At 70.6% G+C, this 15,542-nt stretch carries 12 protein-coding genes and 1 pseudogene; 3 read left to right on the top strand and 10 right to left on the bottom strand.

The window, feature by feature from the left end:
- From EDD27_RS32150 to EDD27_RS32140, 3 genes are read left to right on the top strand one after another with little or no spacing between them, the layout of a single operon-like run.
- On the top strand, positions 1 to 2,244 hold the full coding sequence (locus EDD27_RS32150; RefSeq protein ID WP_127935723.1) for a DUF5682 family protein: 2,244 nt from the start codon (positions 1 to 3) through the stop codon (positions 2,242 to 2,244).
- Positions 2,241 to 3,359, top strand: a complete 1,119-nt coding sequence (locus EDD27_RS32145) for a VWA domain-containing protein (protein WP_127935722.1) — start codon at positions 2,241 to 2,243, stop codon at positions 3,357 to 3,359. Before EDD27_RS32150 ends, EDD27_RS32145 begins: the two co-directional genes overlap by 4 nt.
- Positions 3,356 to 5,332: a hypothetical protein gene (locus tag EDD27_RS32140; protein ID WP_127935721.1), complete on the top strand. Its 1,977-nt coding sequence runs from the start codon at positions 3,356 to 3,358 to the stop codon at positions 5,330 to 5,332. The genes EDD27_RS32145 and EDD27_RS32140 overlap by 4 nt, the downstream gene beginning before the upstream one ends.
- Positions 5,333 to 5,420: 88 nt before the next feature.
- On the opposite strand, the gene EDD27_RS57050 is transcribed toward EDD27_RS32140, so the two are convergent.
- The 10 genes and pseudogenes from EDD27_RS57050 to EDD27_RS32095 form a co-directional block, all read right to left on the bottom strand.
- Positions 5,421 to 6,068, bottom strand: coding sequence for a 2OG-Fe(II) oxygenase family protein (locus tag EDD27_RS57050; RefSeq protein WP_241564371.1), 648 nt, complete (start codon positions 6,066 to 6,068; stop codon positions 5,421 to 5,423).
- A gap of 50 nt (positions 6,069 to 6,118) precedes the next feature.
- Positions 6,119 to 6,478, bottom strand: a pseudogene (locus EDD27_RS57045) (2-oxoglutarate and iron-dependent oxygenase domain-containing protein); the annotation flags it as partial.
- A gap of 63 nt (positions 6,479 to 6,541) precedes the next feature.
- Positions 6,542 to 7,486, bottom strand: a complete 945-nt coding sequence (locus EDD27_RS32130) for a sugar phosphate isomerase/epimerase family protein (RefSeq protein WP_127935720.1) — start codon at positions 7,484 to 7,486, stop codon at positions 6,542 to 6,544.
- A complete protein-coding gene (locus EDD27_RS32125) occupies positions 7,483 to 8,091 on the bottom strand; it encodes a nucleoside deaminase (RefSeq protein ID WP_127935719.1) in 609 nt (202 codons plus the stop codon). The genes EDD27_RS32130 and EDD27_RS32125 overlap by 4 nt, the downstream gene beginning before the upstream one ends.
- Positions 8,088 to 9,665, bottom strand: coding sequence for a GMC oxidoreductase (locus tag EDD27_RS32120; protein ID WP_127935718.1), 1,578 nt, complete (start codon positions 9,663 to 9,665; stop codon positions 8,088 to 8,090). Before EDD27_RS32120 ends, EDD27_RS32125 begins: the two co-directional genes overlap by 4 nt.
- 58 nt (positions 9,666 to 9,723) lie before the next feature.
- Positions 9,724 to 10,863 (bottom strand): ROK family transcriptional regulator, encoded by a 1,140-nt coding sequence (locus EDD27_RS32115; protein ID WP_206641752.1) that lies wholly within the window; start codon positions 10,861 to 10,863, stop codon positions 9,724 to 9,726.
- The gene (locus EDD27_RS32110) at positions 10,863 to 12,245 is read right to left on the bottom strand and encodes a carboxylesterase family protein (RefSeq protein ID WP_127935716.1); all 1,383 of its coding nucleotides are present in this window, start codon (positions 12,243 to 12,245) and stop codon (positions 10,863 to 10,865) included. The genes EDD27_RS32115 and EDD27_RS32110 overlap by 1 nt, the downstream gene beginning before the upstream one ends.
- Before the next feature lie 18 nt (positions 12,246 to 12,263).
- On the bottom strand, positions 12,264 to 13,145 hold the full coding sequence (locus EDD27_RS32105) for a carbohydrate ABC transporter permease (protein WP_127935715.1): 882 nt from the start codon (positions 13,143 to 13,145) through the stop codon (positions 12,264 to 12,266).
- Entirely contained in the window at positions 13,142 to 14,062 is a 921-nt protein-coding gene (locus tag EDD27_RS57970) for a carbohydrate ABC transporter permease (protein ID WP_127935714.1), read from the bottom strand. The genes EDD27_RS32105 and EDD27_RS57970 overlap by 4 nt, the downstream gene beginning before the upstream one ends.
- Positions 14,063 to 14,069: 7 nt before the next feature.
- A complete protein-coding gene (locus tag EDD27_RS32095; protein ID WP_127935713.1) occupies positions 14,070 to 15,368 on the bottom strand; it encodes an extracellular solute-binding protein in 1,299 nt (432 codons plus the stop codon).
- Positions 15,369 to 15,542: the final 174 nt, after the last annotated feature.

The following is a 15,542-nucleotide window of genomic DNA, read 5'->3' as shown; positions in this document are numbered from 1 at the left end:
ATGGCGGTCACGTTTCTCGGCGTGCGGCACCACAGCCCCGCCTGTGCCCGGCTGGTCGCCGACACCATTCATTCCGTACGGCCTGCGTACGTGCTGGTCGAGGGCCCAGCGGACATGAACCACAGGATGGATGAGCTCCTGCTGGGTCATGAGCTGCCGATCGCGGTCTACACCAGCTACCGAGATCCGTATCGACGGCACGGTTCATGGACGCCCCTGTGCGACTACTCCCCGGAGTGGGCGGCGCTGACCGCAGGCCGTGACGTCGGCTCCGAGCTGCGTTTCATCGACCTGCCGGCGTGGCATCCGGCGCTGGCCGAGGTCCGCAACCGTTACGCCGACGCCGAGGCCCGCTACAGCGAGGTGACCGGACGGCTGTGCCGTGCCTTCGCCGTGGACAACGTGGACGCGCTGTGGGACCACCTGTTCGAGATCGAGCCGGCCGACGGGCTGGCCGAACGGCTGGCCACCTACTTCGACCTGGTGCGCGGCGACACGCAGGCCGGGTCGGACGACATGGCACGCGAGGCGTACATGGCGCAGTGGATCCGAGCCGCGGTCGCCGACGCGGGCGACAGGCCGGTGGTCGTGGTCACGGGCGGCTTCCACCGCCCCGCGTTGATCCGGCTGGCAGAGGAGGGTGACCGGAGCTGGCCGGAGATGCCGGAGCCGCCCGTGGACGCGGCCGTCGGCAGTTACCTGGTGCCGTACTCGTTCCGGCGGCTGGACGCCTTCGACGGCTACCAGTCGGGTATGCCGTCGCCGGGCTACTACCAGCACCTGTGGGAGTCCGGCCCCGCCGACGCCGCCCGCAGGCTCACCGAAGTGGTGACGGCCCGGCTGCGGGCCCGGCGTCAGCCGGTGTCCACCGCGGACCTGATCGCCGCTCGGGCCACCGCGGACGGGCTCGCGTTGTTGCGTGGTCATCCGCATCCGGCCCGGGTCGATGTGCTGGACGGCCTGGCCGGCGCGCTGGTCAGCGAGGCGATCGAGGCCCCGCTGCCCTGGGCGGTCCGTGGCCCGCTGCAGGCCGGCAACCATCCGGTGATCGTGGAGATGATCGCGGCCCTCAGTGGTGACCGGCTGGGCCGCCTGCATCACTCGACCCCGTTGCCACCCCTGGTCCGCGCGGTTCTCGCGGTATTGGGCGGTCCGGGTGAGGAACGGCTCGACCTTGGCAGGGAAGCCGACCGCGAGCGCAGCCGGTTGCTGCACCGGCTGCGGGTGCTGCAGATCCCCGGCGTGATGCGCACCTCGGGACCCCGCCCGGCAGGCGGTACGGAGCTGGTCGAACGATGGGTGCTGACCGAGTCCGACGATCGGCTGCCCGCACTGATCGAGGCCGGTGGGTATGGCGTGGACCCGCAGGAGGCGGCGGCCGCCGCCCTCGCCGAACGGATCACGGGCGCGGACCTGGACCAGTTGGCCGACGTCCTGTTCGACACGGCGCTGTGCGGCATCGGCGACCTGACCGGACAGGTGCTGGACGACCTGGCGCGGGCTGTCGGCGCGGCGGCCGATCTGGGTTCGTTGGGCCGCACCCTCACCGTCGCCCTGGCGATGTGGCGCCACGACGACCTGTTCCGCACCAGTGGCAGCACCACCTTGGGCACGGTCGTCGAGGCCGCCACCCGCCGGGCGCTGTGGCTGGCCGAAGGTGTGCGCGGTGGCCCCGCACCGGCCGACCTCCAGCGCATCCACGCCGTGACCGCCGTCCGCGACGCCCTCAGACACGCCGGCCCGTCGCTCGGCCTGGACACGCACGCGGCGCTCGGCGTTGCGGACCGGCTCGCCGCCTGCCCGGACGCGCCACCCGACCTGCGTGGAGCGTCGTTGGGGCTGGGCTGGTCACTGCGTGGTACGGCTGCCGCGGACCCGGCCCGGGCGGTACGCGGCGCGTTCGTCCCGGCGTCGGCCGGGGACTGGCTGGCCGGGTTGTTCGCGCTCGCCCGCGAGGAGGTGCTGCACACCGCCGGCATGCTGGAGCTGCTCGATGAGCTGGTCGGAAGGATGACCGATGACGACTTCCTGCTGGCCTTGCCCGCGCTGCGCCAGGCGTTCGGCTTCTTTCCACCCCGCGAACGGCACCTCATCGCCACTCGTCTGGTCGAGCGGCGCGCCGGCGGCGCATCCGGATGGGACCTGATGCGGCTGGACGCGGCACCGGAGCTGGTGGCCGCCGGTATGGCACTGGACGAGCGGGTCGAGGCGGCACTGCGCCGGGAAGGACTGATCACACCATGACCGACCCCACCCTTGAACGGTGGCGCCTGCTGCTCGGCGAGCCGGGCAGCGCCTGCCTCGGCGGAGGGCAGCTCGGTGCACGGGCCGCCGCCCGTGACGCGGCCATGGACTGGCTCTACGGCCGCGACGAGGACCTGCGCCGACGTGGTGTACGGCAAGGCGGGACAGGCGAATCAGTGCTGACCACCGTTGACTGGCTCGACGACATCACCCGGCTGTTCCCCAAGGAGACCGTCGAACGACTGCAACGTGACGCGGTCGAACGTTACGAGATCCATGACGTGGTGACCGACCCGGCCGTGCTGGCGCGCATCGAACCGAATCCCGCGCTGCTCAAGGCGGTGCTGCGGACGAAGCACCTGATGAACCCGCAGGTGCTGCGGCTGGCCAGGCGGATCGTGGAGCAGGTCGTCCGGCAGCTGATGGAGAAACTCGCCACCGAGGTTCGGAGCGCGTTCTCCGGCACCAAGGTGCGACGGCCCGGCCGGATGCGGCTGGCCCGCAATTTCGACATGGTCAGGACCCTGCGCGCCAACCTCGGCCGCTACCAGCCCGACACCGGCAAGGTGGTGATCGAGACCCCGTTCTTCTTCTCCCGCACCCGCCGCCACCTCGAGCAGTGGCAGGTGATCCTGCTCGTCGACCAGTCCGGGTCGATGGTCGACTCAGTGATCCACTCGGCGGTCACGGCGGCCTGCCTGTGGGGGTTGCCGGGGGTGCGCACCCACCTGATCGCCTTCGATACCGAAGTGGTGGACCTGACCGCCGACGTCGACGATCCGGTGGAGTTGCTGATGAAGGCCCAGCTCGGCGGCGGCACCGACATCGCGCGGGCGGCGGCGTACGGCGCGGGCCTGGTGGATCAGCCGCGCCGGGCGATCGTCGTGCTGATCTCCGACTTCTACGAGGGCGGTGATCCGCACCGGTTGGTGCGCGTCGTGCGCGACCTGGTGGCGCAGGGCAGCAAGGTGCTGGGCCTGGCCGCCCTCGACGAGCAGGCCAATCCCGCCTACGACCGGGGGCTGGCGCAGCGCCTGGCCGATGCCGGAGCCTACGTGGGTGCGATGACACCCGGCGAACTGGCGTCCTTCGTGGCGGAGCACGTGGGCCGATGAGGACAGATCTGCTCGGGCTGACGGCGGACTCCCTCGCCGCGCTCACCAACCGCGGTCTGGTCAAACGTGCCGGCAAGGAAGCCGCGCCGGAGCTTCGGACCGACGCTGACGGCACCGTGCACGGCAGCTTCTCCGACGGCCCGACCGCGAGCCTGCCTCCCGGCGGCCTCGACGTGGCCCGCTGCACCTGCGGTGCGACCGGCGTCTGCCGGCACGTCATCGGGGTGATCCTCGCCTACCAACGCCTGCCCGCTGAGACTGACCCGGGGCCTCTGTCGGCTGAGTCTGACTCGGAGCCCCTGCCGGCTGAGGCCGGCCCGGAGCCCCTGCCCTGGTCGCCGGGGCAGGTGACCGACGACGAACTCACCGCCAAGATCGGTGCCCGCCTGATGGCCGCCGCTCGCCGTACGGAAAGAACCGGATTCACCGCGCGGGTCCGCCGCGCGACCTCCACCGATCCGGTGCCGCTGGTCGAGCTGGCCACCGCGACCGTGCGCTTCCTGATCCCCGGCGACCTCGGATTCGTCCACACCGACACCGTCGCCGGTAGTCGCGATGACGTCATCGCCCTGGCGGTGTGGGCGTTCCGGGTCGCCGACGAGCTGCACCCCGGCGTCCCCGAGGTGCGGGTCGACGTCGGTGGCGAGGCCGAAGCCGGTACCGGATCCGGGTTGGGGCGGGCCCTGGGACTGGCCGGCACGGTCCTGCGCGAGGGGGCGGCGCATCTCGGTCACGGCCTCGAGGCCACCATCGCCGACGTGCAGCGCCACCTGGACGCCGCCGGGTTGCGCTGGCCGCTGCTGGCCGTCGGCGACCTCGCCGAGCAACTGGCTTCTTACCGCGACCGTAGCGCCCACTACCGTCCCGAGCTGCTCGCCGGCCACGTCGCCGAGTTGCACGCCCGGCACCGGGCGGTGACGCGGCCGGACGCCACCCTGCGCAGCAGCGTGCTCGGCACCGCCGAGGCCGCAGAGACCCCCTTGCGCCGGGCCCGGCTCGAGAGCCTCGGCTGCCGGATCCGTAGTCTCGGCGACCAGCGGATCGCCGAGGTCTACCTGGCCCACAGCGACAGTGCCATGGTGCTGGTCCTCCGCCGTCAGTGGGACGGCGACGACGACGGGGCGGCGCTGGCGCGGCGGCGGATCGCCACGTCCACGCTGGCCGCTCTGGCCACCGGCAACCTGGTCACGGAGTCCGCCGTTCGCAGCGCCAGCCGTACGGTGCGGCTGGCCACCGGGCGGATCTCCAAGACGACGGTCAGCCCGTCACGGGGAGACTGGGGTGAACTGTCGCCGTCTCTGGTGGTGACCGACTTCGCCGCGCTCAGCCGTGAACTCGACGCCCTCACGCTCCGGCCCATCCGCCCACGGGTCGAAGCGGAACTGGTCCGGGTCGTCGCCGTCGCCGGGGTGGAGGCCGTCACCTACGCCCCTGGAGACCAGCGTCTCGACGCTGTCATCGTCGACCGGGCGGGTAACACCGCCACCGTCAGGGCCGCCCACACCGGCGCCGCCCCCGGACGCCTCGACTCGCTGGCCGCCGTGCTCGCCGGTGAGGAGGGTGACCTGCGTTTCGTCAGCGGCGTGGTCGAGCGGACCGCAGGCGGTGTCGTCATCGAACCGGTCGGCCTGGCGGTCGGCGGCCGTGTCGTCGTACCCGACCTACAGCCTGCCGGGAGAAGCGGCAGGCTCATGGTCGCCGAGGACCACCGGCACGAACCACTGACCGCGGCTCTGATCGACACCCGGGGACTGCTCGCCGAAGTGGCCCATCACGGCCTGTCTCACCTGCCGCCGACCTACGACGTCCGGCTCGCCGCCGCGGCTCAGCGGTTGACCGTGCTCGGGCTGCACCGCGTCGCGCAGGCCGTCACGGCCTTCGCGGCGGCGCGGACCCACGACTCTGACGAGGTGGTGGAGCAGGCCTGGATCGATGCTTACCTGCGCCTGGACATTGCTCTGGACCTGACCTGACACCGCGGCAGCCGCCGCACCACAACCACGGAGAGCGTCATGCCTGAGAGAGAGCATCACCGCGCTCCCACCGAGTAGTGCAAATGGTTTATAGATCCCTTTCCGCTGCGGCCAGGACGCGTGCGGCTTCCCGTACCGCGGCGAGGTTCTTCTTGCCCTGCCGTGATCCGGCCAGCTTGGCCTTGATGTGGTCCCGGACCGTGATCGGTTCGTAGGCCAGCCCGGAGGCGTCATGGTGACTGGCCAGCGTCTCGATGACAGCGTCGGGGTTGCCGTCGTGGAAGAAGGCGGCTGAGCGGCGGCGCTTGATCGTGCCGTCCACGATGGGGGGCTTGACGCGGTGCAGGGTCGACATCCACCGGTCGTTGGTGAGCCGGGCCGTGAGGTCGCCGAGGTTGACCAGCAGGGCGCCGTCGGCCGGCGCGACATCGTGCCAGCGTTCGTCCCGGCCGAGGACCTGGAGGCCGGCGACCTGGTCGGCCCACAGGACGGTGACGATCCCGAAGTCGGTGTGCTCCCCATCCCGACGAGGTCGCCGTCGAGGGTGATCGTTCCTTCGGGCAGGGCGTAGTTGTTCATGCGCAGCACGTCGATGGAGTGGTCGGTGAGCCGGGCGAAGAACTCGGGATCCAGGCGGAGAGCGTCGGCGAAGATCCGGGTGAGCGTGCGTGCGACCCGGCCGGCGTGGTCGAAGTAGGCCTGGACGGCCTCGGTGAAACCGCCGATCTCGGGCCACACGTTGATCCCGTAGTCCTCCTCGGACAGGTCCAGCGAGGTGAAGGAGCGTGCCTCCACGCCGATGTTGAAGGCCTCGAAGAAGTCGTTCATGCGGCTGGCCGACTCGACGCCGAGGCTCAGGCTCAGGGACTCGCTCTTGGGTGGGCTGTAGCCGCGGTTGGCGCCCGTGACGCAGTAGGTCCGCTTTGTCGCAAGAGGCAGGGTGAAGAAGGCGTCCATCGCCGAGGCCAGGCCGGCGATCGCCGAGTCGGGGATCGCGTGGCCCAGGATCTGGATGAAGCCCACGCTGGAGCAGGCATCGTCGATCTCCTGTGCGACCCTGCGGCGTTCCGCCTCCGGTCCTCCCTGGACGTAGGGAGATATGTCGACCGCCGGGACGGTGAAGTGCTCAGGCGCTCGTGCGGACATGGGATTCCTTTCGGCCGGCCTCGGAGATGACCGCGAGGCGCTGCAACATGGCGGTGAAGTCGATCACGCCCGGGCCTCTCGCACCACTGCCGTCCCCGCCCGGAGCGCGGCGACGGGATCAGCCGCCTCGTCCAGCTCGATGAGCACGATGCCGGCGCCGGGCGTGCGGGACATCGCGTCGGCCCACGCTCGCCAGTCCACGATGCCCGTGCCCAGTTCGGTCATGTAGGGCTGCTGCTGAGCGAAGACCGTTTCGTCGATGGTGAGCTCGACGTCGATGGGCTTGACCGCGTCCTTCCAGTGGGCCAGTGCGATGCGCTGCGCGTGGCGGCGCGCGACGGCGACGGGGTCGCCTCCCCCGAGTGCGATGTGGCAGGAGTCGGGGCACAGCCACACGTAGCGGGGATCGGTCAACGCCATGAACAGGTCGATGTCCCTCTCGTACCAGAGGGTGCTGTTGGACTCCGTGTGGAAGGCCAGCTTCACGCCGTGCTGAGCGACGGCCTCGCCGGCCACGTGCGCGATGTCGGCCATCCGGGTCATGTACGCCGCGTCGACGAAGAAGGGCGGGCGCGTCCCGAACGTCGTCCGCATGGGCAGTCCGGCGACGAGGAGTTCCGCGCCCACGTCGGCGAGGAAGGCGGCGTGTCGCTCGGCCTCGGCGACGATCGCGGGCAGGTTCTCGCTGTGCCGCCAGTCGGGTGCGGCGCTCGCGGCCATGAAGGCGCTCACCACCGACAGGCCTCGGGCCTGGAGTTCGCGGCGGAACGACGGCGCGTCGCCGAAGGCCCGCAGGGCCGAGTCGATGTCGCCGGGCGCGAAGGTCAGCTCGATGCCGCTGACGCCGGCCTCGGCCAGCGCGTCCAGCACCCGCTCCCAGAAACGGTCGGGGTTCTTGACGGCCCAGTCGCGGAAGGCGTCGGCGGAGTCGAGTCCCCAGAATCCCGGGTGATAGAAGGTGACGATGTCGGTCGCGAAGCGCGGTTCGGTGGTGTCGTCCTGCGTCATTCGGCACCTCCGCGGGAGTTGTAGACGGTGACGGCGTCGGCGTCGACGGCCTTGCGGTAGTCGCGGAACACGGCGAGCGCCTCGTCCCGGAGCACGTCCCGGGTGACCTGGATGCCGCGTGCTTCGAACTGCTCGGCCCAATCCGCGCCGAGCGGGCCCTCGTCGAACGTGGTGATCTCCTCCAGCTCCGGGCCCTCGCCGGCGACCACGAGGCCGCGTATCCCGGACCACATGGCCGCGCCGTAACACTGAATGCACGGACGCCAGTTCACGACCAGCTCGTGTACGGGCGACCCGTCGCCGCCGAGGTCCCAGCCGCCGGTCGCCGTCTGGGCGAGTCCGAGCGCGACGACCTCGGCGTGCGCGCTGGAGACGCCGGAGGCGAGCACGACGTTCACGCCGACCGAGACGATCCGGCCGGAGTCCCGCTCGGCGACGAGTGCGGCGAACGGGCCGCCGTCGCCCTCGCGCCAGTTGCGGTCGGCGAGGCGGTGCACGAGGCGCATCCGGTCGTCGCGGCCGGGGATGAGGGCGGGCACGGTGGCCAGCTCGTCGTCGATCCACGCGGGCAGCGCCACGCGGTATTCCTTGGCGATGTCGATCACGATCGTGCTTCCTCTCGATGTGTGGCGGGTGCCGCGTGTCGTCCGGCGACGGACTGTACGGGCGCCCCGTGTCGTCCGGCGACCGCGCGGGCGGCCCGTACGGCGGTCACCGCGCCGGTCAGGGTGACATTGGCGGCCATCGCGGTGGGGATCACACCGTTGCCGGCGACGTACAGGTTGTCGAAGCCCCACACCCGGCCGTCCGGGTCGCACACGCTGGTGCCGTCGTCGGCCAGGCCGGTCCGGACGGTGCCGGTCTGGTGCAGCGACGAACCGGGCGGCAGCAGCGCACACTCGGTCGTGGGATCGAACGAGCCGCACTCCTCGGCGATCGACCGGACTTCGTCGAGCGCGCGGCCGATCAGCGTGCGGTCGGCGTCGGAGTAGCCGAACTCGACGGTGATCCGCGGCATCCCGGCGAGGTCGGTCTCTGCTTCCGAGAACACGAGCCGGTTCTCGGGGCGTGACTCGACGGGGGCGTACAGCGACAGGCCCACGGAGTGCGCGAGGGGGTGGCCGTCTTCATCCACGTACGTACGGTTCATGATCTGGCCGTGGAACGGCTGTGCCGCTCCGTTCTGAGGGAGCCAGAGCACGTCCGTGCTGAACTCGCCGGGGCGCGGCAGGGGCAGGGCATCGAGGCCGATGCCGAACCGGTCGAGGTCGAGGAGCACCCGGGCGGTGATGAACGCGTGCTCGTTGAGGTAGCGGCCCAGTGCCGCGGGCCGGATGCCCGAGGCGAACAGCAGCTGCGGGGTGCGCAGCGCGTCGGCGCACACCACCACGGCGTCGGCCAGGAGTTCCCACTCGGCTCCGTCGGCGATGCGGCGCAGCCGGGCCCCGGCGACCCGGCCGTCGGAGACGATGAGCGTCGTGGCGAGCGTGCCGGTCATCAGGCTGAACCCCGGGTCCCCGCCTGTCGCGATCGCGGGGAAGATCGTCCCGGGGGCCGTTCGCGGCATGGGACCCGATGCCGTCGCGGTGACGGCCATGGGCATCGGCTGCGGTCGCCGGTCGCCGGATCCGACGCCGTCGAAGCGCCGGCGCAGGACGTCGAGCACCATCCGGCCGACCTGGGTCGGGCCGATCGCGGACGGCGTGACCGCGAGCAACCGGCGGGCGGTGTCCAGGTCCGCCGCCCAGCCGTCCGGGTCACCGAAGTCGAACACCTCGTCTCCGGCTGGCCACGGCGTCGCGGCGGTCCAGTGCACGCCCATGCCGCCCGCGTTCCACGCAAGCGCGGTCGCCGGCATCGCCTCGGCGTCCTCGCCGAAGGCGAGCGCGTGGAACATGCCGGGCGTCAGGTCGGTGAGGCTGTCGGCGACCTCACGCACCACTTCGGCGCCCGTGTACATGCCCTGGATGCCGGTGGCGACCTGTTCGTTGTAGCGCGACCAGAGGACCGGGTCATCGAGGTCGTGCAGGTGCAGGCCGGGGGCCTCGCCGATCGCGTTGCCGCCGTCGACCATCGTGATGTCCAGCGCCGGATCGGCCTCTCGCAGCAGTCGGGCCACGACAGATCCCATGATGCCGCTGCCCACGATGAGGACATCGGTGCGGGAGGTGTCGGTCACAGTGAGACTCCATGTCTTGTGCCACAGGTGATGGGAGGCGCGGGTGTTCGGTGCCCGCTCATGTGCTCGGGGTGAGCGGGCCGAACAGTTCGGTGTCCATGCGGTCGAGGGCCAGCTTGACGGCGCCGATGAGCGCGGCGTCGCGGCCCAGGCTGGTGGCACGCAACTCGACCGCAGGGGTGCGAGCGTCGCGTAACGCCGTGCGCACCCGGGGCAGCAGCACATCGGCCGCGTCTTCCAGGCCGCCGCCGAGCACGATGAGCGACGGTGCGATGGTCCACGACAAGGTGGTGAGGATCGACGCGATGTTCTCCACGAATTCGTCGACCTCCGCGAGCGCGGTCGCCTCTCCGGACCGGGCCGCGGCGAAGCGGCCGAGCGCGACGCTCCGTTCGGCCGGTTCCGGTGAGGTCAGCCAGGCCACCGGGCGGTGCTCGATCGAGCCGGTCGGTATCGACCGCGCTTCGACGATCTCACCCGCGGAGCCGTCCAGACCGCGGTGTACGGCTCCGCGGATGAGGATGCCGAGGCCCGTCCGGTTTCCGAGGATCGCCCATACGACGTTGTCGTGGTCTCCGGCCACGCCCCGCCAGCGCTCGGCGAGCGCACCGAGGTTGGTGTCGTTGTCCGCGAACCAGGGCACCCGGATCCGTCGCTTGAGTTCTGCGGGCAGGTGCACGCCTTCCCAACGCGTCGTGTGCACCAGGCGGCGGACGACCCCGTGGTCGTCGATCGCGCCACCGCTGGCGACCGCACCGGCGCGCAGCCGGTCCGTCGACCCGCCCGCGTCGTCGAGCGCCTCCAGCACCAGCGCCGCCGCGTCGTCGAGCGTGACTTGCGGATCCTGGTAGGCACGCAGCAGCCGGTGCGCCCGGCCGAGGATGCGGCCGCGCACATCGGCGATGACCGCGGACACGTCCGAGGTGGTGATGCAAACGGCTGCCAACAGCGCGTGTTCGGCCCGCAGTTCATAACGGCGGGCGGGGCGCCCGGCGTTGCCGCTGGTCGGCACGCGGTCCAGCTCGGTCACCCAGCCCGCCTCCACGAGCGAGTCCATGATGAGCTCGATGGTGCGGCGGGACAGGCCGGTGTGCTCGGCGAGCGCGGCCAGCGTCATCGGCCCGGCCGACACGGCGAGTGCCCGGAGGGCGACCGAGGTGTTGACGCGTCGGACGGCGCTCTGGTTCATCCCGGGCATCAGCACGGCTCCGCCGCCTGGGACATCGCGGGTACCACGGGGTCGTACACGCCCGTGGTGTCGGCCGCGAGCGCCGCTCCTGGCCGGCCGTATTCGCGCGCCGGATCGCCGAGCGCGCCGGTCGCCCGCCCCCAGGCCGGCTCCTGGCCCCGTACGAACCCGACCAGATCGGCATGCATCAACGTGGCCAGGTCGGCGGGCGGGTTCGGTCCGAGCGCCTGAGGGACTCCAGGTGCGTCGAGCACGTCGAAGAAGAACGGGATGTCAATGCAGTGCGCGGCGCCGCCGAACACGGGGGAGGGCCATTCGAAGGAATACAGCCAGGTGCCGGCGATGGCTTGGCGGCGGGCGGCCGCAGTGCGCGCGCAGGCGGAGCGGAACAGCGTGTCCGTCACGCGGGTGCCCGCCGCGCGGGCGGCGGCTGTGACGTCCGGCCGGGCGCCGCCGTCGAACTCGTCGCCCGTCGCGCCGAGCAGCACGGGGATGTCGTGACCATGGACGGTGAGCCCGTCGGCGATGGGCACCGGCAGGATGTCGTCGCCGACGCACGGTACGAGCACGAGCGGGTCGTCGTCGCCCTGCTCGTTCCGCAGGCTGATGACACCCTGCTGGATCTGTTCGACGGTGCGGCTGCCGAATCCGGCGCGCGTCGGCGGCACGCCGAGCCGGTGCCCGAGCCGTTCGAGGACGTCGCGTGCGGCGTCCGCGCCTACGTCGAAGATGCCGCCGGACAGGCTGACCGCGCGGTGGAAACGGCCGCTGCCCGCGGGTGAGGAGAGCAGCGCGAGCACCGCCGCGCCCCCGGCCGACTGGCCGGCGACGGTGACCCGGTCAGGATCGCCGCCGAAAGCGGCGATGTTCTCCTGTACCCAGTCCAGGGCGAGCAGCAGGTCGCGCAGCCCGAGATTCGGGAGGACGTCGTCCAGCGGGGCGAATCCGTCGACGCCCAGCCGGTAGCCGACGGTGACGCAGACGACGCCGTCGCGGGCGAAGGCGCGGCCGTCGTACCACGGGCTGGCCGGGCTGCCGGCGAGGAAACCGCCGCCGTGAATCCATACCAGGACGGGCAAGGGCATGTCGTCGTCCGCGGCCGGGGCGACGATGCCGAGGTTGAGCACGTCGTCGCCCGGTATCGACGGCTCCGGAATGGTCGTCGTGGCGTACAGCGGCACCCGCTGCGCGGTGGCACCGTGCCGGGACGCGTCGAACGGCTCCGGGAGCCGGCCACGTGGGACCGGCGGGGCGAACCGCCGGGCACCGATGGGTGCTGCGGCGTAGGGGATGCCGAGGAAGCGCCGCACCCGGCCGGTGCGACGGCCGATGATCGTGCCTGCGGGAGCATGAACGCTGACCTGCTCGCCGGGGGAGTCGAGTGAGTCCATCCGATCATCCAACACCGGTCACCTCATTCCCGTTCCGGCGATGCCCTGAACGAAGTAGCGCTGCAGGAACAGGAAGAGCACCAGCACGGGCAGCATCACGACGATCGCACCCGCGAGCTGCAGTCCGTAGTCGGTGACGTGCGACGCGGCCTGACTGGTGGCGGCGAGACCCACCGGGAGCGTGTAGCTGGACATGCTCTGAGCGACGATGAGCGGCCAGATGAAGTTGTTCCACGAGGTGAGAAACGACATGATCGTGATCGTCGCGACGGCGGGGCCGGCCAGCGGCAGGAAGATCCGGAAGAAGATCCGGAACTCGCCGGCACCGTCGATGCGGGCCGCTTCGAGCAGGTCGCCGGGGATCGACATCGCGTACTGCCGCATGATGAAGACCGACATCGGCATCGCCACGCCGGGCAGGGCGATACCGGTGAGAGTGTCCGCCAGACCCAGGTCGACAGTGATCACGAACTGCGTGACGAACACCGCGGTGAACGGCACCATCATCGCGGCCATGACGGCGCCGAACGCGAGCCGCTTGCCCGCGAAGTCGAGCTTGGCGAGCGCGTAGCCGGCGGCGGACGCCGCCACGATGTTGCCGGCCACCACGATGATCGCGACCACGATGCTGTTGGCCATGAACCCGCCGAAGCCCTCGGTGGCGAACAGCCGGGTGAAATTGTCGAGGGTGATGTGGTGCGGAAGCCAGGCGCCGGGGTCGGAGCGGATCTCGTCGAGGCTGCGCAGCGACCCGCTGATCACCCAGACGAACGGAAGCATGGTGAGCAGCGCGCACAGCACCAGCGCGCCGTACAGCAGAGACGGGGTGACGGACCGGTGGCGTACGGCGACCTGGTCGTCGATCATTTCGGTGTCCCGCACCGTGGCGACCGTGGTCATGCGCGGGGCCTCAGCAGCCGGAACTGGACGATGCTCACCAGCATCACGAGCACGAGCATCACGAAGGACGCGGCCGAGGACATCCCGAACTCACCGGATCCGAACTGGTGGTAGGTGTACAGCGCCACCGATTCCGTGGAGCCCAGCGGGCCGCCGTTCGTCAGCAGGTACGGCTCGTCGAACACCTGGAGGTAGAAGACGGTCAGCAGCACCGACACCATGAGCGTGGTGGGCAGCAGCAGCGGCAGGGTGATGTGCCTCAGCTGCCGCCACCGGCCGGCCCCGTCGATGGAGGCGGCCTCGTACACGTCCTCAGGAATCGCCTGCAGACCGGCGAGGAACAGCACCATCGCAGTGCCGAAGTTGCGCCAGACGCCGAGCAGGATGACCACCGGCATGGCCAGGTTCGGGTCGTCCAGCCAGTTCGGTCCGGCGAAGCCGACGGTGCCGAGCACCTTGTTGACCGTGCCGTTGGCGTTGAAGGCGTACTGCCAGATCAGCGCGACCGCCACGACGTTCGTGACGACCGGTGCGAAGAAGACGACGCGGAACATGCCGCGCAGCCGCCGGATGCCTGCGTTCAGCACGAGGGCCAGGGCGAATCCGATCCCCATGGTCAGCGGCACACCGACCGCCACGAAGAGGGCGGTGTTGAGGATGTCCCGCAGGAAGATTTCGTCCTGGAACAGACGGAGATAGTTCTCCAGGCCGGTGAAGTCGACGGCGAACGGATTGCGCAGATCCGTGCCCCGCAGGTCGGTGAGGCTGAACCCGAGCGCGGCGACGGTGGGGATCGCCGTGTAGAGCAGGAACACGAGGGCGAACGGTGCGAGGAACAACCAGGCGACAGCCGTTCGACGGGAGCCCCGGGACCGACGCGCCGTGCGCGCCGCCCTCGGGACGACGGTGGTGGTCATGCGGAGATCACCCCGTGCCCGTGCCGAGGCTCTCGGCGTACGCCTGGACGCTCGCGGCGGCCTTTTCCGCGGTCTGCTTGCCCTTGGCCACCGCTTCCATCTCCTTGCCCAGCCGGGTCGCGACCTGCTGCCAGGTGCTCACCTGCGGGAACGTCCGGGTGTTCTTCAGCTGGGTCAAGAAGGCCTCGAGGAGCGGCTGGCCCTTGATGGCCGGGTCGTCCCAGGCGGACACGACGGCCGGCAGCGAGCTGTACGCCTTGTACTGCGCGACCTGGGTGCTCGGCTGCGAGATGTACCGGATGAGCTTCCACGACGCGCTCGTGTTGCCGCTGCCGGCGAGCACGCCCCAACTGCCGCCCGCCGAGAAGGAGACGCTGCCCGACGGCCCGGCCGGCAGCGGTGCGGTCGCGACGTGAGACGCCGTCCAGCCGGTCTTCTTCGCGGCGGTGTCGAGCTGACCGACGACCCACGGGCCCGTGATCATGGAGGCGGTCTTGCCGGCGACGAAGTACGGCTGCGCGTCCAGGAACGTGGGCCCGCTGGTGTCGGCGACGCCCGAGGTGAAGAACGACGCGTTGAACTTCAGCGCCTCGACCATCTCCGGCGTGTCGAGTGTCCACTTGCCGTCGGAGGAGAGCAGTGAGCCGCCCGCCTGCCAGGCGTACATCGCGACGTCCTGGCCGTTGAAGATGTCCCAGCCGATGTCGGCCCCGAGGCCGCGCCCCGCGCCGGCGCCCTGGAGCGCCTTGAGGAACGGCACCATCTCGTCCCACGAGGCCGGCGCCTTGACACCCGCCTTCTCCGCCAGGTCGGAGCGGTAGACGAGCGCATAGGTGTAGGCGTACCAGGGCACCGTGTAGGCGACGCCCTTGACCATGCCCGCCTCCCAGAGGCTCTTGAAGAAAGCACCCGGGTCGACGAGGCCGTCCGGAACGGGCTGAAGGATCGACGGATCGAGGAACTGCGCCTGCGACTCGGGGAAGAGCTGGGCGACATCGGGTCCCTTGCCCGCCGCGATCGCCGACTGGAGCTTGGTGTAGTACTCGGCGTTGGGGATCAGCGTCAACTTCACGGTGATGTCCGGGTTCGCGGCCTTGAAGGGCGCGATGACCTTGTCGAGCACGTCGGCATCGCCCTGGGCGGCCCAGACATTGATGGTGCCGGTGGCCGGGGACGCGTCGATGGGCTTGACGGTGCCTGTCGCGGCAGTGTCATCACTGCGCCCACAGCTTGCCAGGGAAAGGGTGCAGCTGAGAGCTATGCAGGCGGTCAGCCGTAGGGCACCGCGTCGGGAGAGATTGGACACTCGGGGGCTCCTGTCACATGAAGGCGCTGATCATGGTGGGGGATTTCCGGCGAAAGTAGCTTTTTTGAGCAAAATGAGCCGGATGGCGCCTATGCAGCCGATATGGACGGTATGTATGGCGTGTTTCGGCGGTGCAGCGGACCCGTCACGGAACAATTTCGGAACTTGTAGCAA

Source organism: Nonomuraea polychroma (genome assembly GCF_004011505.1).
GTDB lineage: Bacteria > Actinomycetota > Actinomycetes > Streptosporangiales > Streptosporangiaceae > Nonomuraea > Nonomuraea polychroma.
The sequence above is the reverse complement of the archived record's forward strand: the minus strand, read 5'-3'. Positions and strand labels throughout refer to the sequence as shown.